The following is an 18,823-nucleotide window of genomic DNA, read 5'->3' as shown; positions in this document are numbered from 1 at the left end:
TCTCGGACCGTGCCCGCGCAGGCGCACACCCGGCCGCGAGTTTGGCAGAACACAGGATAACCGGGTTTGCGAGACGCAGGACGGTCCGGCAAACCAAGAATTCGGGGCCGTCTCCGTTCTGGAGCGGCGTAGCTACGGGGCGATTACGGATACCCCCGTCATCTCCACAGCACCGATCCCTTTGCACCCCCGTTCCCGGCATACGCACGGCCGACCTCCATGGTTCGGGGCCCGTCTCGTTCTGGAGCGACAGAGCGGGGGAGCGAAGCGGAGGAGCGGAGGAGTGAAGAACGAGACTTCCGGGGGCCCCGAACCCCGCGCCGCCGGAGGCGGCGCCGACAACAAGGAGCACTCCTGTGTCCGGAACAACAAGCGCGCTGGTGATCGGCGGCGGAATCGCGGGGCCCGTGGCGGCCACCGCACTGCACAAGGCGGGTATCGAGGCCCGCGTCTACGAGGCCTACCCGGGGCCGGCGTTCACGATCGGCAGCGGTTTGGCCCTGGCGCCGAACGGTGTGGCCGCCCTGGATGTGATCGGGGCCGGCGATGCCGTCCGCGATATCGCCGCATCGGTCCCGCGGATGTGCCTGTCCGTCGGCGGCAAACTACTGCCCGCGCCCAGCCTCCCGGACCAGCCGCCCTTGCAACTGGTCGACCGGGGTGAACTGCACCGGGTGCTGCACGAGCGGGCCGTGGCGGCCGGTGTGCCGATCGAATACGGTAAACGGCTGGTGGCGGCCGAGTCCGGCGCAGAAGGCGTGACCGCGCGATTCGCCGACGGCAGCACCGCCACCGCCGATGTGCTCGTCGGCGCCGACGGGATCCGCTCCACCGTGCGCCGGCTGATCGACCCCGCCGCCCCGGGACCGGACTTCACCGGGATGCTCGGGTTCGGCGCCACCGTGGAATGCGATATCGACACCCCTGCCGAGACCATCGTCTTCGCCTACGGGAGACGCGCCTACTACCTGTATTGGCCACTGGGTGACGGCCGGATCGGCTGGGGTGCGAATCTGCCCAGTACGGAATATCTTTCGCTGTCCGAGGCCCGCGATATCCCGGCGCAGCGCTGGCTGGAGATCCTGCGCGACACCTACGGCGAGGACGAGCCGGGCGGCCCGCTCGCACGGGCGACCACCCCGGAACAACTGGAAGTCACCGGTGCCCTGCACATCATGCCGCCGGTGCCGCACTGGTACGGACAGCGCATGGTGCTGGTCGGCGACGCGGTGCACGCGCCCTCCAACAGTTCCGGCCAGGGTGCCTCGCTGGCGATCGAGAGCGCGGTCGAACTGGCCCGCTGTCTGCGTGACGGCCCCGATCCGGAAACGGCGTTCGCCTCCTACGAGCGGTTACGGCGCTCCCGGGTGGAGGGTGTCGCGGCCCGCGCCGCGAAGATCAACCACAGCAAGACTCCCGGCCCGGTGGCCCGCAAGATGATGCAACTGATCATGCCGGTGATGGCGCGGATGATGAACGCCGAGAAGCTGGTCGGCACCGAACAGCGCTACCGCATCGACTGGGAGCAGAAGGTGCCGGCGTGCTGAGGTGAGCAGGTCTCGGGACTCGCAGGAGACGATGTTGCCCGCGGCGCCGTGGGCAACACGCTTCGGTGCGACGGAGTTCGCCGGTTTCGTGCGGTATTCACGTGTGCGGAGTCGAGCGCACACCGATAGCCTGAAGTTTCCGGCCACCGGCGAGCGGTGCCGTGTGTTGATCGCCCCAGTGGCCGTGGATCTTCGGGAGGTACCGTGCTCGTATCGCTGGTGGTGGCCACCGCCTTGCTGGGCCTCATTCTGCTGGTGACCGTCGGATCCGCCGTGGGCGCAGGACTTCTCGGTCTGTCCGTGATATTGGCGGTGGTGGCGGCTGTGCGGGGGTACCGGCGCAATCGTGCCCCGCTGCGCGCGAGATCGCGGTCGGCGGCCGGAGGCGCGGCCTCCTGGTCCATCGGTGGCGGCGGTGGCGGCGGCGGTTGCAGCGGGAGTGGGGGCTGTGGCGGAGGCGGAGGCTGCGGCGGTGGGGGCGGCGGCGGAGGCGGGGGTGAATGACCTCGGCCGCCGCGGCCTCAGCACTCGAAAGCGACGGTATTTCCCGCGGCGTCACGGGTTCCACGCACCTTCGCGATAGCGTCCGCGAGTTCGGTGCAGGTTTTCCACGTGCGCGGTGGGGTGTCATCGAGATTGCCGATCGTGTACCACTGCTCGGTTTCCCGGTAGCGGACCAGACCGTGGCCGTCCGGATCGAGGGTGATGTCCAGGGCACCGGAGATCGTCCCGGCCTCCCGGGTCATCACGGATGTTTTCGCCGGCAACTCGATGACTTCGGCTATTTGAACTCACCTCGTTTTACGCAGTCGTCCACCGCGGTGCGCAATGCGGTCTGCTCGTCCTGATCGACGCTCAGCCCGTACTTTAGCTTGACCTGGACGTAGTGGGAGATATATCCGCAGCGGAAAGTCCCCGGCGGCAGGTAGTCCGCCGGGTCCTGGTCGCCCTTGGACCGGTTGGCCGACGGGTCGGAGGCGATGAGATTCTGAGCGTCGTTGGCGATCCGGCGGCGGGTATCGGTGTCCAGATCCTTGGCGCCCGAGCGCCAGGCTTCCGCGAGCGGTACGATATGTTCGGCGTCGACACCGGCCGGATCGGTGATGAACTTGTACGGCTTGAGTTTTCCGGTCTTGGCGTCGAGGACGCCGTAGGCGTCCTGCCAGCCGCCGCCCTTGCCGATCTTCAGATCGCAGGTCTTCGGGTCGAGGCTCACCTCGCCGGTCGCGTCGCGCAGCATCATCACCTCGCGTGTGGTGCATTTGAGGTACTGCGTGAACTCCGGGCCGAAACCGTGCTCGGCCTCGTTGTTGTCCCAGTGCGGGAACTTCTCCCGGCTGTAGCCGGCCATCGCGGCCTCGGCCTTCACGGGCAGCCGGTCCAGTGCCGATCGCACCTCGCCTGCCGCCGCGGTATTCGCGGGGCCGGCGTCCGTAGCGGTCGCGCTGTCACGGCCTTCGAGGAAATAGCCGGCGGCCAGGACCACCACGATCAGAATCGGGACCGCGACGGCCGCGAACTTGCGTACCGGTGCGGGGAGAGCGGAGAGCAGCGAGTTCAACGAATTTCCTTGCCAGTTCCGGGATATGCCGAGCGTCAAGCTACCGGCCGGCCAGCTAACCCGAAGCTACTGTCCGGTGTGAGATTCGGCATACCACCCACACGGCACCGCCCCCGAGTCGCCGTGCCGGCGCCGACTCGGGGGCGGGCCTGCCACGAACGAGGCCTTCGGGGCCGGCGCCGACCGCGACCCGGTTGTCCGGACCGGTTGCCGCGGGCACCGCGGGGTTCGATGAGGGGGAAACCCGCGGTCGCCGTACGCCGATGCCTCGTCGTGACGTATTCCGGCCGGCGAGTGCCCGGCCGTTGGCTGTGTGCAGTTGTGGATGCGGGGGTGAACAATTCACCGGCGTATGGCTTCCGCCGGTCGACGGTTCGTGAAAAGCATAGGGAATTCCCGTGTTTGGGAGACCGCCGGGGTGGGGTCCAGGAGTCAGCCGGCGGCCTCGTCTTCGGGCGCGATCTGTGCGGTCGGGGGTATGCCGGTATCCAGGAAATGAATCAACCGCTCTATACGATCGGTGTGTTCCAGGGTGCAGGTGAGCTGGTACCCGATCAGGGCCAGAGCTATGGCGTTCTCGGTCGTATCGTCGGTGGTGGCCAGCGCGGCCCGGAGTTTCTGATTCAGGGCGTGCATCGCGGCCGGGCCGCCGTCGTCGTCGCCGGAGTACCGGCCGGTGGTGACGGCGCGTTCGGCGCGACCCGTGGCCGCCGCCGCGAGTCCGGACATCCCGCCGAGCAGGTCGAGGGTCGCCGGCGCGGCGATCGGTTCGGGGTGGCTGCGGTACACCTGATCGGCAACCAGGCTGAACAGGTGACCGATACGGGACAGTTCACCGGCGATCTGGATGGCGGTGACCACGTGGCGCAGGTCGCGCGCCACGGGGGCCTGTAGTGCCAGCAGTACCACCGTGCGGGCCTCGCACGCGCCGTACATCGTTTGTAGTCGTTCGTCGAGGGCGAAGACCTCGTAGGTCGCGGTGAGGTCGGCCCCGACGAGGGCATCGGTCATTCGGTCGGCCGCCTCGTGGGTGATGCGGCACATCTGCGTCAGATCCGCGGTCAACGCGACGAGCTCGTTGGTGAACTGAGTTCGCACGGGGGAATTGTCGCCTATGGGGAGTGGATCGGTCGAATGATCGGGCGAATGCTCGCGCGGTCCGGCGCGCCGGGTGCGACCGGGCCCGCGGTGTTACCGTCGCCACATGACCGATTTGCGAAGTATCAAACATCGCATCGTCACCACGTTCCAGCGCCGAGTGGCCAATCCGCTGGGCCGCCGGCTGCCCACGCAGCAGTTGCTGGAGACGACGGGCCGGGTGAGCGGGCGGCCGCGGGTGGTCCCGATCGGCGGCCGCCGCAGCGGTGACGAATTCTGGTTCGTCTCCGAGTTCGGCGATCGCAGCGACTATATCCGCAATATCCGGGCGGACAACCGGGTCCGGGTGCGGCTGCACGGTGAATGGCATTCCGGCACTGCGCATCCGGTACCCGAGGACGACGCGGTGCGGCGGCTGGCTTCGCTACCGCGCGGCAACAGTGCCGTCGTGCGCCTGATGGGAACGGATCTGCTTTCGGTCCGGGTCGATTTGGATCGGTGAGCCGGGCTGTTTTCGCCGGGGGTGGCCGGGTGCCGGAATTCCGGCATCGGCGGTGCCCGGATTTCTTGTAGAACTTGTTCTCATTTATTTTCCACTAGCGAGTGATGGCTCACACAATGGCGCGTTGACGATGTTCGGTTCCTCTTTCCGGTGGTTACTGTCACACCGCCGCGAATTTGTTTGTCACCTCCCGTAACCATTACCTTCCTCTCCGTTGGCATCGATGCCGGACCGGAGAGATTGAACGCATGAACTTCGAAACATTGCGGGCCGCCACGGCGGTATGTGGATCTCGGCGATGACTCCCGAGAGCCATACCGCGGCGATCGATTCGGGCCGGCGTTCCGATTCGGCCCCGGCACTACCCGCCCGCCGCGAAACCGCGCGGGAAATCGTCGGCAAGAATTTCTCGGGCACCATTGTGTCCTCGGTGCGCACCTTCGGCCGGGCCGTCGGGATGGCACAGGAATCGGTCGGCGGCGCGGTCTCGGACCTGGCGCGCGGCCGCTTCCAATGGCAGGAGATGCTGATCCAGGCGTGGCGGCTGGTGACGGTCACCGCCTTCCCGGCCATCCTGATGGCGGTGCCGTTCGGTGTGATCGTCTCCGTCCAGGTCGGCAACCTCATCCACAATCTCGGCGCCGATTCGCTGATCGGCGCCACCGGCGGCCTCGGCGTGATCAAACAGGGCGCCCCCTTGGCCACCGGGTTCCTGCTCGGCGGCGCCGGCGCCGCGGCCATCGCGGCCGACCTCGGCGCCCGCACCATTCGCGAGGAAATCGACGCCCTGCACACCATGGGTATCAGTCCGGTACACCGGCTGGTGATCCCGCGCATGGTGGCGATGCTGCTGGTGGCGCCACTGCTGAACATTCTGGTGATCTTCGTCGGGATCGTCGCCGGATACCTGGTGGCCATCGGTGGCCAGGGCGTGACACCGGGGTCGTACTGGGCGGCGTTCGGGTCGTTCACCACGGCCGCCGATGTATGGGTTTCGCTGATCAAGGCGGTGATCTTCGGCTTCCTGGTGGTGATCATCGCCTGCCAGCGCGGGCTGGAAGCGAAGGGCGGCCCGCGCGGGGTCGCCGATGCCGTGAACGCCGCCGTGGTCCTGTCGGTCGTCGCGATCGTGATCGTCAACCTGGTCATGACCCAGGTGACCGCCATGTTCCTGCCCACCAGGCTGGCGTGATGGCGGCGACCTCGTACGCCCCGAAGGGGTTCGGGCTCCTCGCCCGCTACTTCCGCCGCGGCAGCCGGATCCTGGGTGCGGTGGATTCGCTCGGTTTCGTGGTGGTGTTCTGCTGGCAGGTGCTGTCGTCGATACCGCTGGCATTGCGCCGGTATCGGGGCGAAACGCTGCGGGTGATCACGAATATGACGTGGGGCCGCGGTTCGGTGATCGTCGGCGGCGGGACCGTGCCCATGATGATCGTGCTGGGCCTGGTGATCGGTGCCTCGATCGGCGTCGAATCCTTCGCCACCCTGGACATGCTCGGGATGGGACCGGTCACCGGAATCGTCTCCGCGTTCGCGACCACGCGGGAACTGGCGCCGATCGCTGCCGCGGTGGGTTTCGCGGCGCAGGCCGGGTGCCGGATCACCGCCGAGATCGGGTCGATGCGGATCTCCGAGGAGATCGACGCCATCGAGGCGCTGGGGCTGCGGTCGGTGCCGTTCGTGGTGACCACCCGGGTCATCGCCGGCGCCATCGCCATCGTGCCGACCTTCCTGATCGCGCTGATCGGCTCCTACTTCGCCTGCCGCGGGCTGATCACCCTGGTCCACGGACAGTCGGCCGGCGTCTACGACCACTACTTCTTCCAGTTCATCGCCGGTTTCGACATCATCGCGGCCACGGTGAAGGTCGCGGTATTCGGCACCGTGGTGATCTGCGTGCACAGCTACTACGGATTCTTCGCCACCGGCGGGCCCGAAGGTGTCGGTATCGCCTCCGGGCGGGCGGTACGTGCCAGTTTCGTCGCCATCATCGCCATCGACATGGTCCTGACGATCGTGCTGTGGGGATTCAATTCGGCGATCAGCTTCACGGGATAGGGACAGATGCCGAAGTACGGAATGCCCGGGGTCGCCGCCGGTCCGCGTAGCGCGCGGCGGGTCGGCGCGCTGGTGCTCGCGGTGGTCGCGGTGGTCACGCTGGCCGGATACGGCTATCGCGCGGCGACCTCCGACAACGGGCTGCGTATCGCGCTGCGCACCGAGCAGATCGGTGACGGCGTGGTCGCCGGGACGCTGGTGCGGGTCGACGGGGTGCAGGTCGGCTCGGTCACCGATATCGCGCCCGCGGGGCGCGGCACACAGGAGATCAGCCTGTCGCTGGACGCGAACCGGCTGCACGGGATCGACGACAGCATGGGGGTGGACTACGCGCCCGCGAACCTCTTCGGGATCAGTGAGATCGAACTGCGGCCGGGGTCCGGCGGGGCGCCGTTGCGCTCCGGGGATGTGGTGGACCTGACGGGCCGGCGCGCCGCCGAGGTGTACGACGCCACCATGGGCGCCCTGCTGCGCAGTATGTCGCAAACCAGCGGCACCGTGTTCACCGCCGATATGGCCCGGGTGATCTCCCAGGCCGCCGCGGACGTCAAGGCATTCACTCCGCTCGCCGAGGCCCTGATCACGGCCGGGCGGGTGATCGCCGAGCACCAGTCGATGCCCGCGAACGAACTGGTCGGGCGGCTGGGGCCGGCATTCGAAGGCGGCGGGCAGTTCGCCGGCGCGACCATCGAGGTGCTGGATCAAATCGTGGATATCGATGTGCTGCGCACGAACCGGGCCGATTTCGACGCCGGGGTCAAAGCCTTGACCGGCGATATCCTGCCCGCGCTGACCGGCACCGTGAACAGCGCGAGTCAGCTGTCCGGATACACCGATATGCTCGCTCCCACCCTGAATCTGCTGGCCTTGGCCGTGCCCGACCCGCAGCAGTCGGCCGCCGACCTCCGTACCCTGCTCACCCGGCTCGGGGTGGCGTTCAAGGACGGACCGGACGGTCCGGTGCTCGACCTCGAGGTCGAACTGAACGGAGCCGGCGGAGGTGACCGGTGACCGCGCGCCGCGCCGCGTGGCGGCTGGCCCTGTTCGCCGGGGTGATGGCGCTGGTCCTCGCGCTGGTCATCGGTGCCATCAAACGTCCCGTGGACGGCGATACCGAAACCCATCACGCACTGTTCACCGACGCCAACGGCCTGAAAACCGGTGACGATGTGCGGATGTTCGGCGTGCAGGTCGGCAAGGTGGAGGCCGTCACGCTCGAGGGTGACAAGGCGAAGGTCCGGCTGACCGTCACCACCGACACCCCCGTCTACGACAACAGCGTGCTGGCCATCCGCTACCAGAATCTCACCGGCCAGCGCTATATCGATCTGCAGCAGCAGCCGAACCCGGGGGTCCGGCTGGCCGACGGTACGGATATCGGCCCCGGACAGACCATTCCGTCGTTCGACGTGACCAGCCTGTTCAACGGTCTGCAGCCGGTGCTGGCGACCCTGTCGCCGGAAGCGCTCAACCAGTTCACCGAGAGCATGCTCGCGGTGATCGAAGGCGACGGGTCGGGGATCGGGCCCGCGCTGGACGCCATCGGCACGCTCAGCGAATACGTCGAAGACCGCCAGCGCGTGATCGGCACGCTGGTGCGCAATATGTCCGACCTCGCCGAACGCGTGGGCGGCCGGCTGTATCACCTGGTACCGCTGCTGGCGCGGCTCACCGATATCTTCGAGGCGCTGCAGCGCAATGTCGGGGGGCTCGCGGATTTCGCGATGAGCGCGCCGTCGGTGCTGGAACCGGTGGACCGCCTGCTCGCGACGCTGGGGCTGAGCCCGGAGATGGGCCCCGATATCGACGCCATGATCCGCAACCTCTTTCCCGATCCGCAGCAGGCCGTCGACACCTTCGGCCGGCTGCCGGGCCTGCTGGCCGCGGTGGATACGGCCTTCCCGCGGACCCCGGCCGGTTTCCGGCCGGAATGCAGTAAGGGCGCGGCCGAGGTCCCCGCGCCGGTGCGGGTGCTGATCGGTGGACAGCAGGTGGCGATATGCAACGGATGAAACTCGCGCGGTGGGCCGCGGCGCCGGCCCGCTTGTTCGACCGGGATCAGCCGATCACCGACGAACCCACGAAACTGCGCAAACAGCTGCGGCTGGGCATCATCGGCCTCTGCGGCGTGCTCGTCCTGGGTATCGCGGTCGGTGCGTTGTATGTGGTGCCGCTGGGCAAGAAGACCTACACCGCCGAACTCGGCGAGGCGCAGTCGGTCAAAACCGGCGACGATATCCGGCTGGCCGGTGTCCCGGTGGGCGAGGTGGAATCCCTCGACCTGCAACCGGACCGGGTGCTGATGCGGTTCACCGTCGACCGGGACGTCTTCGTCGGTGACCAGAGCTCGCTCGATATCCGGATGCTCACGCTGGTCGGTGGTCACTACGTCGCCCTGTTCCCGGCGGGTGATGCCCCGCTGGGCGACACCCCGATTCCCGCCGACCGGGTCCGGCTGCCCTACAGCCTGATGGAGACCTTCCAGGACGCCACGGCACCGCTGCGCGAAACCGACGGCGACACCCTGCGCCGCAACCTCGCCGCCCTGGACACCTCCCTCGACGCCGCGCCGGAATCGCTGCGCAGCGTGCTGGACACCGTCGGCAGCTACCTCGATGCCATCGAACGCCAGCGCGACCAGGTGTCGAACGCCATCGCCACCGCCGACGAATACGTGACCATGTACGACGGCGCGAAAACCGATCTGGGCCGGTTGATGGACAACGTCAACCTGATGGAGACGGTGCTGCTGGACAAACGTGCCGAACTGCGCCAAGCCCTGAGCCTGCTCAGCTCGGTGGTGCAGCGGGTGACGGCGCTGGCGCCGAGCTGGAACCAGACGCTGCGGCCGAAGGTGCAGCAGCTCGCCGACGCGCTGCCGCGGCTACAGGAATACGGCGACCAGCTCGAACCGATGATCGCGGCGGCGCAGAGCCTGAGCACGAAACTGCGCGAGCTGACCGGACCCGAGGGCGGTGTGCACGTCGATCAGTCGGGGACCACCGTCACCGCACCCGGCCCCGTGGTCTGTATCCCGCTTCCCGGGAAGGTGTGCTGATGCTGAAACGGGTGCTGGGCTCGCCGGCGCTGATGTCGATCGCCGGTGCGGTGGTGCTGGTGCTCGCGGTGACCGCGGCGTATGTGATCGCGTTCCAGCCGCTGAAGCAGACCCGCGCCTACTGCGCGATCATGCCGGACAGTATCGGGCTGTACCAGGGAAACCAGGTGTCGATGCGGGGAATCACGGTCGGCTCGGTGACCCGGATAGCGCCCGCCGGCGCGGCGGTACGGGTCGATTTCGAGGTCGACGCCGACCATCCCGTCTATGCCGGGGCCGGCGCGACCACGGTATCGGACACCGTGGTCGCCGACCGGGAACTGGCGGTGCTACCCGGGACGAACACCGCCGACGAGCACGATCCGGGCCAGTGCCTCACCAACACCCTGACGCCGAAGAGCCTCACCCAGACCATCACCGCGCTGGCCGAACTCTCCGATCAGATCGGTGGTACCGAAGACCGGCCGAATGCGCTGGCCGGTGGTCTGGATGCGCTCGATGCGGCCTCCGCTGGCACCGGTCCGCAGATCAACGACCTGATCAACCAGCTCGGCCGGGTGCTGGAATCGCCGGACGGCGATATCGCCCACCTGGCCGGTATCTTCGACGCCTACGCGTCGGTGTCCAACAAGGTCGCCGAGCACTGGGGTGATCTGAAACTGATGCTCACCCGGCTGGGGCCGACCCTCGAGATGTCGCATGCGGAGCTGCTCACCCCGGGTATCGCCTTGTTCGACGGCCTGGGTGAGATCTTGCCGATGCTCAACGACCTGTCGGTGATCCTGGCCGATCCGCTCATGACCGGGCTCGACAATCTGGTGCCGCTGGTGAAACTGCTGCGCGCGAATGTGGGTTCGCTGAGCGAAATCGTCGCCACCACACCGGTGCTGACCTCGGCGTTGCGTACCGTCACCGATCCGGCGACGGGCGCCCCCGGCCTCACCTACGCCCCACCACGGGTCGCGATACCGCAGCAGAACGCCGAACAGGTCTGCGCCGCGGTGAACGCGGTGTCGCCGGGGCGCTGCGCGGGCGCGGCGAACGGCATGGTGGATCTGGATCTGGTGCGGCTGGTACTGGGAACGGCGGGTGCGCGATGAGATTACGAACGCTGTCCGGGGTACCGCGGCGGCTCCGGATCGATCCGGCGCGGCGGATGACGTTGGACCTCACCCGGCTGCGGCGCGGGCTGGCGGCCGGCGGATTCGCCGCCGCGCTGGCCGTGTCCGGCTGCGCCTTCGACCCCTCCGATATCCCGGTGCCCGGTGCCACTGTCAGCGGCGGGAGTTACCCCCTGCGGATCGAATTCGCGAATGTGCTGAACCTGCCCGCGCGGGCGAAGGTCATCGCCAACGGTGCGCAGATCGGTAATGTGGAGCGCGTCGAGGTGGTGCCGGGGGACGCGGAGACGACCGGTTACGTGGTGGTGGATATCGAGGTCGACGACCAGGTCGAACTGCCCGCGAACACGATCGCCGAACTGCGGCAGAACACCGTGCTCGGCGATATCCACGTCGCGCTGACCACACCCCCCGACGGCTACGGCAACCTGCTGCGCCCCGGTGACACCATCTCGCGCGACCGCACGACACCGCCGGTCCAGCTCGAGGACACGATGGCGGCGATCGCCTTCTTCGTCAACAGCGGCGCGGTGGGGCAACTGCAGGACATCGTCAACCGGGTCAATTCGGTACTGCCGCCGGATCCGGCGAAAACGCAGCAGATCGCGCAGGTCCTCGCGACGGACGCGGTGGATCTGGCCGCGCACCTGGACCAGGTGGACCTGCTGCTCAACGGCGTGGCCTCGAACGCGGAGGTCATGCACGGGATCCAGGACGAGCTGGACAATATCCTGCGGCCCGAATCGGTGCAGCAGATGACCGCCGCCACGGCCTCCATCGCCGGGGTCACCGAGATCTTCGGCGGCCTGGGGCCGGTCGGGCAATCGTTGAGCTGGCTCGCGCCGCTCGCGCAATCCGGCGGCGCGGCCGCTGCGGCCTTCGTACCGCTGGCCACCGGCGGTCCGCTGGATCTGCGCCAACCCTCGAACCTGAACATGCTGGTCGCGCTGCTGCGGGACAAGATCATCCCGTTCGTGGAGAACGGCCCGAAAGTGGATATCAGCGCCGTGCGCACGCCCGGTCTGTCCACCGACGACCAGGTGCACCGGATCATCGAAACCCTGCGCATGATCGGAGCCGTGCGATGAAACTCGGTCCACTGGCCTCGCTCGGCGGGATCGCGGCCATCACCGTGCTCGGTGCGAGCTACCTGACCTTCGGTGTGGTGCGCGCCGACCCGTTCCGCGACTACCTGAACGCCTCCTTGGTGCTCGCGGATTCCGGCGGACTCGGCGTCGGCTCACCGGTGCTGCTCACCGGTATCGAAGTCGGCCGGGTGACATCGGTGGACCGGGTCGCCGACGGGGTGGAAGTCGGCTTCCGGGTGCAGGATTCGCACCGGCTGCCCGCCGACAGCGTCGTCACGATCGAACATCTGTCCGCGCTCGGCGAGCCGTATGTGCAGTTCGCGCCGAAAACCGGCGCGGGACCGTATATCTCGGACGGGCAGCGGCTGGAGTCGGCGGATATCCACAGTCCGCTCTCCATCCCGGAGGCCGCGCGGATGGTCACCCGCACCATGAACCAGCTCGATCCGGCGACCATGGGCTCGCTGGTGCGCACCATGAGCGAGGCGCTGCACGGCACCGACGCCGTCCTGCCGGAACTCACCCGCGCCGCCGACCTGCTCGCCGCCACCATCATGTCCCGCGAACCCCGGATCGCCGAACTCCTCGACAACTTCGAAACCGCCGCCGGCGATGCGGAATGGGCGGGTCCCGCCACCTCGGCGGCCGCCACCGAGTTCACCCGGTTCGCCGAGGTGCTGGATGACTTCGTCGAATCGGTGGGCCGGGTCACCGGCGCCGAGGGATCGCCGGAAAGGTATCTCCAGGACGGCGGACTCGTTCCGTTGCTGGAGCGCCTGCGTACCGTCCTCGACGAGATCGGGCCCGAACTGGCCGCCCTGCAGCCGGGGCTGGCCCCGCTCACGGACAGCCTGAACGGCGCGGCGCCCCAGCTGAACATCAGCAGCCTGCTCGAACAGGCGCTGGCCGGGACGGACGAGGATTCCGTGCAGGTCCGGGTCGGACTGCGTTGAGGCGCTGAAAGTTCGGAGGCGCTCCGCGGATGCCGACCGGTTGTTCGAGTCGGGGTCAGGCTTGGTTATCGGTGTCGGCGCGGTCGAGGATGGCCTGGGCCTGGTTGTCCACATCGCCCAGGGCGGAGATCAGATCGAGGGCGCCGAGTTCCAGCGGGGTCTCGTCGGCCATCCGGCGTAATTCGGCCAGTACCGAGTCGATATCGTCGGCCGGCTCCGGGCGGTGCTGCCGGGCGACCGGAGCGTCGACGGGCTGCCAGGCGATGGCCTGCTGCCACCACGGATCGCGGATCGCCCACGCCCACATGGTCTTGCGCACCAGGATCGCGTCGTCGGTGTAGAGGCGGAAGAAATCGTCCAGATCGCGGTGTTCCAGTTCGAAGATATCCTCCGGCAGGCGGCGGGCCCGGATATGGCACATGGGTGCGCGGGTCACCTGGAGCGCGGGGTCGCGCGGATCCGGGGGCGTCTCCAGGATCTCGTCGAGAATGCTCTCGGTGAGGTAAGGGAGGGTGATATTGCCCGCGGTGACCTGTATCCGGGTGGCGCCGCGCGGGTTGTAGAGCCGCCGGGTCGCGACATCGAGGACCGCCAGATCACGGTCGGCGGTGAGCGCCAGCAGGGCGCGCAGGCAATCGAACCGGTCGGATACGGTGGCTTCCAGCAGGGCGCCGCGCGCTTCCGGCCGGCGGTGGACCCGCAAACCGGTTCCGGAACGGTCGATCAAGGTACACACCACCCCCACCGCCCGCTCCGGCGGACTCGGCTCGGGGGCATCCACCAGGGACAGATACCGCTCGTACGCCTGCTCCGCCGAATCGAGCGCGGCCGCCGACAATACGGCGAATAGAGAACTCACCCGCCAAGTACAGCAAAATATGCGACCCGCCGCTGGTTCACTTCGGATAAAAACTTGCCGGGCAACCGGTTTCGCAGGCCGGGCGGTTGCTCTCGCTCAGATCGCCACGATATGTACCCGGCCGCCACAGAGCTTTGTCATATCGTCATGGTCGGAGGTCACGACGGCGACCGGGGTGGGTTGGCGCAGCGCCAACTCTGCCACCGCCGCGTCGATCGCGTACTTGTGCCCGTGGAGGCCGGCGTGCTTCAGCAGGGCCGCGGCAGCCTGCGCCGCTGTTTTGGTGACGGGCTCGACTCTGGCCCGCGACAGCGCCCACTGCAGTTGCGGCATATTCGTTTTCGAATGGCAGACCTCGACGATCGTGTTGGCGCAGACCACCAGTTCGGCGTCCATGTCGTTGTACAGGCGCAGCCGCGCGAGCATGGCGCGATCCCGTGCGACCCACCGGGAAAGGCCTTCGGAATCGAGGACCACGGTGGCGAGCGGCTGGTTCACGCTACGTTGCTGTCGGAGGCGCTGCCGAACAGTTCTGCACGCGCCGAGGCCAGTTCCTCGTCGGTGAAGCTGCCGTGCTCCGCCTCGTACCGCCGGAGATCCTCGGCCAGCAGGTCGTGCCGGATCTGTCGATCGACGGCGGCGGCGACATAGCCGGACACGTTGTCGGTGATGTTGCGTAGCTCCTCGACCTGCTCCGACGGGAGCGTGACGGTGATACGGGTGGATGCCATGTCGGGATCATACCTCGGTATGCGCGCTGGTGGGACGTGGTAACCGGGTTCAGCGCGGTACCGCGTACAAGTAGAGCAGCGCGATCGTGACCAGGCCCATCGCCGGGGTGAGGATCCAGGTCTCCACCTTGTTCCCGGTGCGGGAGATGATCGGGAGCGCCAGCCGCGGCTTCAGCGGCCACAGCAGCGGGCAGCCGCGGTCGGTGAGGCAGTCACCGGCGATATGGATGAGCGCGCCCAGGCCGATGGCGAACGGCAGCCAGTACGGTGAATCGGGCAGCCAGCGGTCCATGAGGACCGTGCCGCCGCCGGCCAGCAGCACGCACAGGCCCCAGGCGCGGACGGAGTCGCCCTTCGGGGTCAGGTGCAGGGCCCGGAAACCGAAGGCCAGCATGACGAAAATAATGCCCAGGGTGAAATATCTACCCACGTAGTGCACACCTGCCCAGGTCGCCCAGCCGGCCAGCAGGACGAACAGCAATCCGTGGGTGCCCTTACGGTGCCCGCCGGAAATCGCGGATACCCCCTTTGCCACCACATTGCTCACGGGGCCCAGCGATTCCCCGATCGTGCCGCCCGGATGATCGATATCGGGCAGCAATGCCGCCCCCGCCGTGATCAATGCTCCGAGAATCAATTCGAGCGCCGTGACATCCACGGGGCCGCGGACGAATTCCATAACCGGGACGGGAACGACGGTGGCGGCGGTCGCGAATGCGAGCGCGCCGCTGGTGGCATGGGAATGGCCGAGCAAAAGACTCTCCCGGTATCAAGGTGTGATCGGACGTAACGATCCAAGTTAGCAATCGATTCCGACAAACCATCCCGGCCCGCGACGCGCCGGAATCCGGTGGGCACGAGACACGCCGCGCCGACGGTTGTTTCGCGGAAATGCCGTCGTTACGGCTGTACGCCGGGAGGTATCGATGTAATGCTGACGCCACCGGAGCGCGGGTGGAGCGTTCCGTTCCTGGAGGGGGTGTCGAATGCGTGATGTCCGGCCGATGCTGTATCGGGTACCCGAGTACGAACCGCCGGCGGAATTGCCCCGTGCGCTACCGCCCGCTCGGTCGCGGGCAGCCGATGCACCGGCCGGGCCGCCGTCGCCGTGGATATCGAGTCGAGGTGGAAGAGGCCCGGCGGCACCGGCACACGCCGAGCGGGAATCGGCCGCGCCCGCGACCACGACAACCTGTGCGCCCGCGAAAGTCGCGGTGGAATCCGGATGCCGCCCGCGTATCGCCCGCGGTTCGCTGCGCTCCGGCAGCAGCGTCCCCGCGAGTATCCGCCGGGTACAGCGAACCGCCCATGCCGCCGTACGGTCCGACGAGCACCTCGACGCCCGCGAATTCGCCGGCCGAATGCTGCAAATCCTGCTGGAGATCCTGGATCGCCGCCGCCCGGTCGCCCAGCTCGGAAAGCTCTGCGCGCCCGCGCTGGTCCACGCCGTCGGCTCCCTGGTCGCCGGCGATCATGTACCGAGCCGGACATTGGGCGCGGCAGTGCTGACCAAATACCAGTTGTTCCCGGTCGGCGGCCAGGCGTTCGAACTGGTGGCCATGTACGACCGCGGTCCGCGGCGACTCGCTCTCGCCGGGCGCGTGGAACATACGAAAACGGGCTGGAAGGTGACGGCATTACGCCTGGCCTGAGCGCGCGGCGGGGTTGCGCTGCACAGGTCGGTAGGGCATCGCAAGCGTCCGGCGGTGTGCTCGGCCCGGTCGGCCGCCGCCGCGCCCCGGAGGGGAAGCGTCGTCCGGTAGGAACTACCCGCCGGAGGGTTCGGATGTCCGGCGTAATGGTTTGCGGGGACAAAGATCTGCCCGGCTGCCTACCATGAGGGCACCAGAACTCGGCCGAGGGAAGTGCGTGATGAACGACTATGTGGGCGTGGTGGATCAGAGCAAGCCGAGTATTGCCCGGGTGTACGACTATCTGCTCGGCGGTAAGGACAACTACCCCGTCGATCAGGAGATAGGCGACCACTTCAAGATCAACCTGCCCGGGTCGGTGGCGATCGCCTTCGGTAACCGGCAGGCGCTGGTGCGCGCCGTGCGCGATATCGCCCGCAGTGGAGTCGAACAGTTCATCGATCTGGGCAGCGGCCTGCCGACGGCCGACAATGTGCATCAGATCGCGGCGCGATACGCCGCCGGCGCGAAGGTCGTCTATGTCGACAACGACCCCATAGTGCTCGCGCACGGCCGCAGCCTGCTGGCCACCGACGAGAACACCACCGTGATGCAGGCCGATGTGCGGGAACCCGAGAAGATCCGCAACAGCGACGAGGTACGCCGGCTGATCGATTTCGACAAGCCCGTGGCCGTTGTGTTCAGTGCGATTCTGCATCACCTCAACGACGACGAGGACCCACACGGCGTGGTCTCGTACTGGCACGACCAGATCCCCTCGGGTAGCCAGGTTTTCATCTCCCATTTCCGGTCCGGCGGTAACGCCGAGACCGAGGCCGCGGAGCAGAAGCTGCAGTCCACGTTCGGCCGCGGCCGGTGGCGCACCGACGAGGAGATCCGGGACCTCTTCGGCGACCTCGAGGTTCTGGAGCCGGGAATCGTTCCCGCGGTGCTCTGGCGGCCCGACACCCCGGACGAATCCGATTCCTCGATCCGCAGTATCGGCTCCGCCGACCGTGAACTGACCGTCTGGGATCAATTGATCTCCGCCGGTTTGGCGCGCAAACCCTGAGTCCAGGGGCGTTACCGGTTTCGGTCTGGCCGCCGCGCTTCCGAAATACTACGATAGGTAGTAGAAGTGTGGCGGTAGCCGCGTAGCGACTCGACCTCGGAGGTCGTCATGACCGGAACGCCCGTAGGAACGCCTGCCGCAACGACCACCGAACTGCGCTGGGCTACCGCACTGTTCGCGGTCGCGCTGGTCGTGCACGGTGCCGATCACTTCCGCCGCGGGATGGACTCCATCTCGATGACGGTCATGACTCTCGGGACCGTCCAAACCGTGCTCGCCCTCGTCACCATCGCCTTGGTGTTCGTCGGCCACCGGTGGGCGCCCGCCGCCGCGATCGGTATCGGCTTCGCCAGCGCGATCGGATTCACCCTGGTGCATCTGTTCCCCGACTGGTTCGGTCCGTTCAGTGACAGCTTCATCAACCCGCCGGCCGCCGCACGGGTCAACGGGTTCTCCTGGTTCGCGGCGATTTTCGAGGTGATCGCCGATCTCTTGATCGGCATTGCCGGTCTGCGGGCGTATCGCCGCAGCCGGTAGGCCGACAGGTCCGTACGGCGGCTGCTGGAGCGCGCTGGACGGCGGTGGATCGAAAATCGGGATGTGACGCCGAGGGGCGTGCGGCAGACTCGGGCCGGTGAAAGCGCGGAGTACCGGCGAATTGATTGCTGCCCTGGACGGCCGGCGGGTGAAGTATCTGCCCTTCTGGGGTCACCACCCGCGGCCGGACGGCGAGATCGGCGCGAGCTGCCTGAGTCAGTGGTGGCCGCCGACCGATCCGCGGATCGAGGACCCGGTCCGGTGGGAGGGCCTGAACCTGCTCGGATTCGCGCTGATGGAGGCGCGGGAGGTCTTGCGCTCCTGAACTCCGGGGTGTGTTTACGCTGCTTGTCCGGGTATCGGTGGATCGGAGGACAGGATGGCGGACGCGAACGTACCGGGTGGCCGGCGGCGGGATGCCGCGGCCACCCGGGCCGCGATTCTGGGGGCGGCGCAGGAATTGTTCGCCGAACGGGGGTACGAGCGGACGACCGTGCGTGATATCGCGACCCGGGCCGGGGTGAATCAAGCGTTGCTGTTCCGGTATTTCGGCAACAAGGACGAACTGTTCCGGGCGACGATGACCGACCGGGGGCGTTCGATGCTCGAATCGGGATCCGTGGAGACGCTGCTGTCCAGGTTGCTCGAGCGGGCGCTGGAGCCGAGTGAATCGGCCGCGCACGGGAACTGGTTGCAGGCGGCGTTGCGGTCGAGTGGGCACGAGGCGAGTGCGTCGGTGATCCGGCGGGAGCTGGGGGAGGAGTACATCCGGGCGCTGTCCTCGCTCACCGACGGGGAGGGTGCCGAATTACGGGCCGACCTGCTGCTGGCTTGGTTGCTCGGGATCGGGTTGGTGCGTTCGGTGCTGCATCGGGAGCCGCTGGCCGGCGCCGATCCGGCGGAGGTCGCGGGGTATGTGCTGCGCGCGGCGGGTGTACTGCTGGAACGCAACGACCCCGGATTCCCGCCGAAGTAACGGTGTTACGTCGTTGACCCGTGCTCGGCCA

22 protein-coding genes are annotated in these 18,823 nt (G+C 67.7%); 15 read left to right on the top strand and 7 right to left on the bottom strand.

The genetic code is table 11. The features are described 5' to 3' along the window. The first annotated feature begins 356 nt into the window (after nucleotides 1–356). Nucleotides 357–1,547 carry an FAD-dependent oxidoreductase gene (locus tag ACQEVO_RS24905; RefSeq protein WP_432917652.1) on the top strand — a complete coding sequence of 397 codons (1,191 nt, stop codon included), beginning with the start codon at nucleotides 357–359 and terminating at the stop codon, nucleotides 1,545–1,547. Between the two features lie 521 nt (nucleotides 1,548–2,068). On the opposite strand, the gene ACQEVO_RS24900 is transcribed toward ACQEVO_RS24905, so the two are convergent. The 3 genes from ACQEVO_RS24900 to ACQEVO_RS24890 all read right to left on the bottom strand — a co-directional run bounded on the left by ACQEVO_RS24900 (nucleotide 2,069) and on the right by ACQEVO_RS24890 (nucleotide 4,206). Beyond that, on the bottom strand, nucleotides 2,069–2,293 hold the full coding sequence (locus ACQEVO_RS24900) for a hypothetical protein (RefSeq protein WP_432917649.1): 225 nt from the start codon (nucleotides 2,291–2,293) through the stop codon (nucleotides 2,069–2,071). 35 nt (nucleotides 2,294–2,328) lie between these two features. Next, nucleotides 2,329–3,108: an HNH endonuclease family protein gene (locus ACQEVO_RS24895; protein ID WP_432917646.1), complete on the bottom strand. Its 780-nt coding sequence runs from the start codon at nucleotides 3,106–3,108 to the stop codon at nucleotides 2,329–2,331. Between the two features lie 432 nt (nucleotides 3,109–3,540). Beyond that, nucleotides 3,541–4,206 carry a phosphate signaling complex PhoU family protein gene (locus tag ACQEVO_RS24890; protein ID WP_432917643.1) on the bottom strand — a complete coding sequence of 222 codons (666 nt, stop codon included), beginning with the start codon at nucleotides 4,204–4,206 and terminating at the stop codon, nucleotides 3,541–3,543. A 106-nt stretch (nucleotides 4,207–4,312) separates the two neighbouring features. Between ACQEVO_RS24890 and ACQEVO_RS24885 the strand changes: the two genes are divergently transcribed. The 9 genes from ACQEVO_RS24885 to ACQEVO_RS24845 all read left to right on the top strand — a co-directional run bounded on the left by ACQEVO_RS24885 (nucleotide 4,313) and on the right by ACQEVO_RS24845 (nucleotide 12,986). Further along, nucleotides 4,313–4,708 (top strand): nitroreductase/quinone reductase family protein, encoded by a 396-nt coding sequence (locus tag ACQEVO_RS24885; protein WP_432917641.1) that lies wholly within the window; start codon nucleotides 4,313–4,315, stop codon nucleotides 4,706–4,708. Between the two features lie 298 nt (nucleotides 4,709–5,006). Next, a complete protein-coding gene (locus ACQEVO_RS24880) occupies nucleotides 5,007–5,900 on the top strand; it encodes an MlaE family ABC transporter permease (protein WP_432917638.1) in 894 nt (297 codons plus the stop codon). Beyond that, on the top strand, nucleotides 5,900–6,766 hold the full coding sequence (locus tag ACQEVO_RS24875) for an MlaE family ABC transporter permease (RefSeq protein ID WP_432917634.1): 867 nt from the start codon (nucleotides 5,900–5,902) through the stop codon (nucleotides 6,764–6,766). Before ACQEVO_RS24880 ends, ACQEVO_RS24875 begins: the two co-directional genes overlap by 1 nt. A gap of 6 nt (nucleotides 6,767–6,772) precedes the next feature. Continuing rightward, nucleotides 6,773–7,777: an MlaD family protein gene (locus ACQEVO_RS24870; RefSeq protein WP_432917631.1), complete on the top strand. Its 1,005-nt coding sequence runs from the start codon at nucleotides 6,773–6,775 to the stop codon at nucleotides 7,775–7,777. Then, nucleotides 7,774–8,778, top strand: coding sequence for an MlaD family protein (locus ACQEVO_RS24865; RefSeq protein WP_432917628.1), 1,005 nt, complete (start codon nucleotides 7,774–7,776; stop codon nucleotides 8,776–8,778). The genes ACQEVO_RS24870 and ACQEVO_RS24865 overlap by 4 nt, the downstream gene beginning before the upstream one ends. After that, complete coding sequence (locus tag ACQEVO_RS24860; RefSeq protein ID WP_432917625.1) at nucleotides 8,766–9,824, top strand: MCE family protein; 1,059 nt, start codon at nucleotides 8,766–8,768, stop codon at nucleotides 9,822–9,824. The genes ACQEVO_RS24865 and ACQEVO_RS24860 overlap by 13 nt, the downstream gene beginning before the upstream one ends. Next, the gene (locus ACQEVO_RS24855; protein WP_432917622.1) at nucleotides 9,824–10,924 is read left to right on the top strand and encodes an MlaD family protein; all 1,101 of its coding nucleotides are present in this window, start codon (nucleotides 9,824–9,826) and stop codon (nucleotides 10,922–10,924) included. The genes ACQEVO_RS24860 and ACQEVO_RS24855 overlap by 1 nt, the downstream gene beginning before the upstream one ends. Next, nucleotides 10,921–12,033 carry an MlaD family protein gene (locus tag ACQEVO_RS24850; protein WP_432917619.1) on the top strand — a complete coding sequence of 371 codons (1,113 nt, stop codon included), beginning with the start codon at nucleotides 10,921–10,923 and terminating at the stop codon, nucleotides 12,031–12,033. The genes ACQEVO_RS24855 and ACQEVO_RS24850 overlap by 4 nt, the downstream gene beginning before the upstream one ends. Next, nucleotides 12,030–12,986, top strand: coding sequence for an MlaD family protein (locus ACQEVO_RS24845; protein WP_432917616.1), 957 nt, complete (start codon nucleotides 12,030–12,032; stop codon nucleotides 12,984–12,986). The genes ACQEVO_RS24850 and ACQEVO_RS24845 overlap by 4 nt, the downstream gene beginning before the upstream one ends. 55 nt (nucleotides 12,987–13,041) lie before the next feature. Here ACQEVO_RS24845 and ACQEVO_RS24840 read toward each other — a convergent pair whose 3' ends face one another. The 4 genes from ACQEVO_RS24840 to ACQEVO_RS24825 all read right to left on the bottom strand — a co-directional run bounded on the left by ACQEVO_RS24840 (nucleotide 13,042) and on the right by ACQEVO_RS24825 (nucleotide 15,330). Then, on the bottom strand, nucleotides 13,042–13,845 hold the full coding sequence (locus tag ACQEVO_RS24840) for a hypothetical protein (protein ID WP_432917613.1): 804 nt from the start codon (nucleotides 13,843–13,845) through the stop codon (nucleotides 13,042–13,044). Nucleotides 13,846–13,941: 96 nt separating this feature from the next. Next, the gene (locus ACQEVO_RS24835; protein WP_432917610.1) at nucleotides 13,942–14,343 is read right to left on the bottom strand and encodes a PIN domain-containing protein; all 402 of its coding nucleotides are present in this window, start codon (nucleotides 14,341–14,343) and stop codon (nucleotides 13,942–13,944) included. Further along, nucleotides 14,340–14,576 (bottom strand): hypothetical protein, encoded by a 237-nt coding sequence (locus ACQEVO_RS24830; RefSeq protein WP_432917607.1) that lies wholly within the window; start codon nucleotides 14,574–14,576, stop codon nucleotides 14,340–14,342. The genes ACQEVO_RS24835 and ACQEVO_RS24830 overlap by 4 nt, the downstream gene beginning before the upstream one ends. Nucleotides 14,577–14,625: 49 nt before the next feature. Further along, a complete protein-coding gene (locus ACQEVO_RS24825; RefSeq protein ID WP_432917604.1) occupies nucleotides 14,626–15,330 on the bottom strand; it encodes a metal-dependent hydrolase in 705 nt (234 codons plus the stop codon). Between the two features lie 460 nt (nucleotides 15,331–15,790). Between ACQEVO_RS24825 and ACQEVO_RS24820 the strand changes: the two genes are divergently transcribed. From ACQEVO_RS24820 to ACQEVO_RS24800, 5 genes are all read left to right on the top strand, one after another. Then, entirely contained in the window at nucleotides 15,791–16,228 is a 438-nt protein-coding gene (locus ACQEVO_RS24820) for an Rv3235 family protein (RefSeq protein ID WP_432917601.1), read from the top strand. A gap of 220 nt (nucleotides 16,229–16,448) precedes the next feature. Continuing rightward, complete coding sequence (locus ACQEVO_RS24815) at nucleotides 16,449–17,279, top strand: SAM-dependent methyltransferase (RefSeq protein WP_432917598.1); 831 nt, start codon at nucleotides 16,449–16,451, stop codon at nucleotides 17,277–17,279. 108 nt (nucleotides 17,280–17,387) lie between these two features. Further along, on the top strand, nucleotides 17,388–17,816 hold the full coding sequence (locus ACQEVO_RS24810; RefSeq protein WP_432917595.1) for a hypothetical protein: 429 nt from the start codon (nucleotides 17,388–17,390) through the stop codon (nucleotides 17,814–17,816). A 97-nt stretch (nucleotides 17,817–17,913) separates the two neighbouring features. Next, complete coding sequence (locus ACQEVO_RS24805; RefSeq protein WP_432917592.1) at nucleotides 17,914–18,141, top strand: hypothetical protein; 228 nt, start codon at nucleotides 17,914–17,916, stop codon at nucleotides 18,139–18,141. Between the two features lie 54 nt (nucleotides 18,142–18,195). After that, nucleotides 18,196–18,792: a TetR family transcriptional regulator gene (locus ACQEVO_RS24800; protein ID WP_432917589.1), complete on the top strand. Its 597-nt coding sequence runs from the start codon at nucleotides 18,196–18,198 to the stop codon at nucleotides 18,790–18,792. The last annotated feature ends 31 nt before the right edge of the window (nucleotides 18,793–18,823 follow it).

The sequence above is a fragment of the Nocardia sp. CA-290969 genome (assembly GCF_050936135.1).
In the GTDB taxonomy this organism is placed as follows: domain Bacteria; phylum Actinomycetota; class Actinomycetes; order Mycobacteriales; family Mycobacteriaceae; genus Nocardia.
This window is presented reverse-complemented; position numbering and strand designations above follow the sequence as displayed.

Excerpts from the sequence above, each read along its gene's own strand:
- ACQEVO_RS24900 (WP_432917649.1), bottom strand. The coding sequence starts at position 2,293 with ATGACCCGGGAGGCCGGGACGATCTCCGGTGCCCTGGACATCACCCTC.
- ACQEVO_RS24885 (WP_432917641.1), top strand. The coding sequence starts at position 4,313 with ATGACCGATTTGCGAAGTATCAAACATCGCATCGTCACCACGTTCCAG.
- ACQEVO_RS24880 (WP_432917638.1), top strand. The coding sequence starts at position 5,007 with ATGACTCCCGAGAGCCATACCGCGGCGATCGATTCGGGCCGGCGTTCC.
- ACQEVO_RS24875 (WP_432917634.1), top strand. The coding sequence starts at position 5,900 with ATGGCGGCGACCTCGTACGCCCCGAAGGGGTTCGGGCTCCTCGCCCGC.
- ACQEVO_RS24870 (WP_432917631.1), top strand. The coding sequence starts at position 6,773 with ATGCCGAAGTACGGAATGCCCGGGGTCGCCGCCGGTCCGCGTAGCGCG.
- ACQEVO_RS24860 (WP_432917625.1), top strand. The coding sequence starts at position 8,766 with ATGCAACGGATGAAACTCGCGCGGTGGGCCGCGGCGCCGGCCCGCTTG.
- ACQEVO_RS24855 (WP_432917622.1), top strand. The coding sequence starts at position 9,824 with ATGCTGAAACGGGTGCTGGGCTCGCCGGCGCTGATGTCGATCGCCGGT.
- ACQEVO_RS24850 (WP_432917619.1), top strand. The coding sequence starts at position 10,921 with ATGAGATTACGAACGCTGTCCGGGGTACCGCGGCGGCTCCGGATCGAT.
- ACQEVO_RS24845 (WP_432917616.1), top strand. The coding sequence starts at position 12,030 with ATGAAACTCGGTCCACTGGCCTCGCTCGGCGGGATCGCGGCCATCACC.
- ACQEVO_RS24830 (WP_432917607.1), bottom strand. The coding sequence starts at position 14,576 with ATGGCATCCACCCGTATCACCGTCACGCTCCCGTCGGAGCAGGTCGAG.
- ACQEVO_RS24815 (WP_432917598.1), top strand. The coding sequence starts at position 16,449 with ATGAACGACTATGTGGGCGTGGTGGATCAGAGCAAGCCGAGTATTGCC.
- ACQEVO_RS24810 (WP_432917595.1), top strand. The coding sequence starts at position 17,388 with ATGACCGGAACGCCCGTAGGAACGCCTGCCGCAACGACCACCGAACTG.
- ACQEVO_RS24800 (WP_432917589.1), top strand. The coding sequence starts at position 18,196 with ATGGCGGACGCGAACGTACCGGGTGGCCGGCGGCGGGATGCCGCGGCC.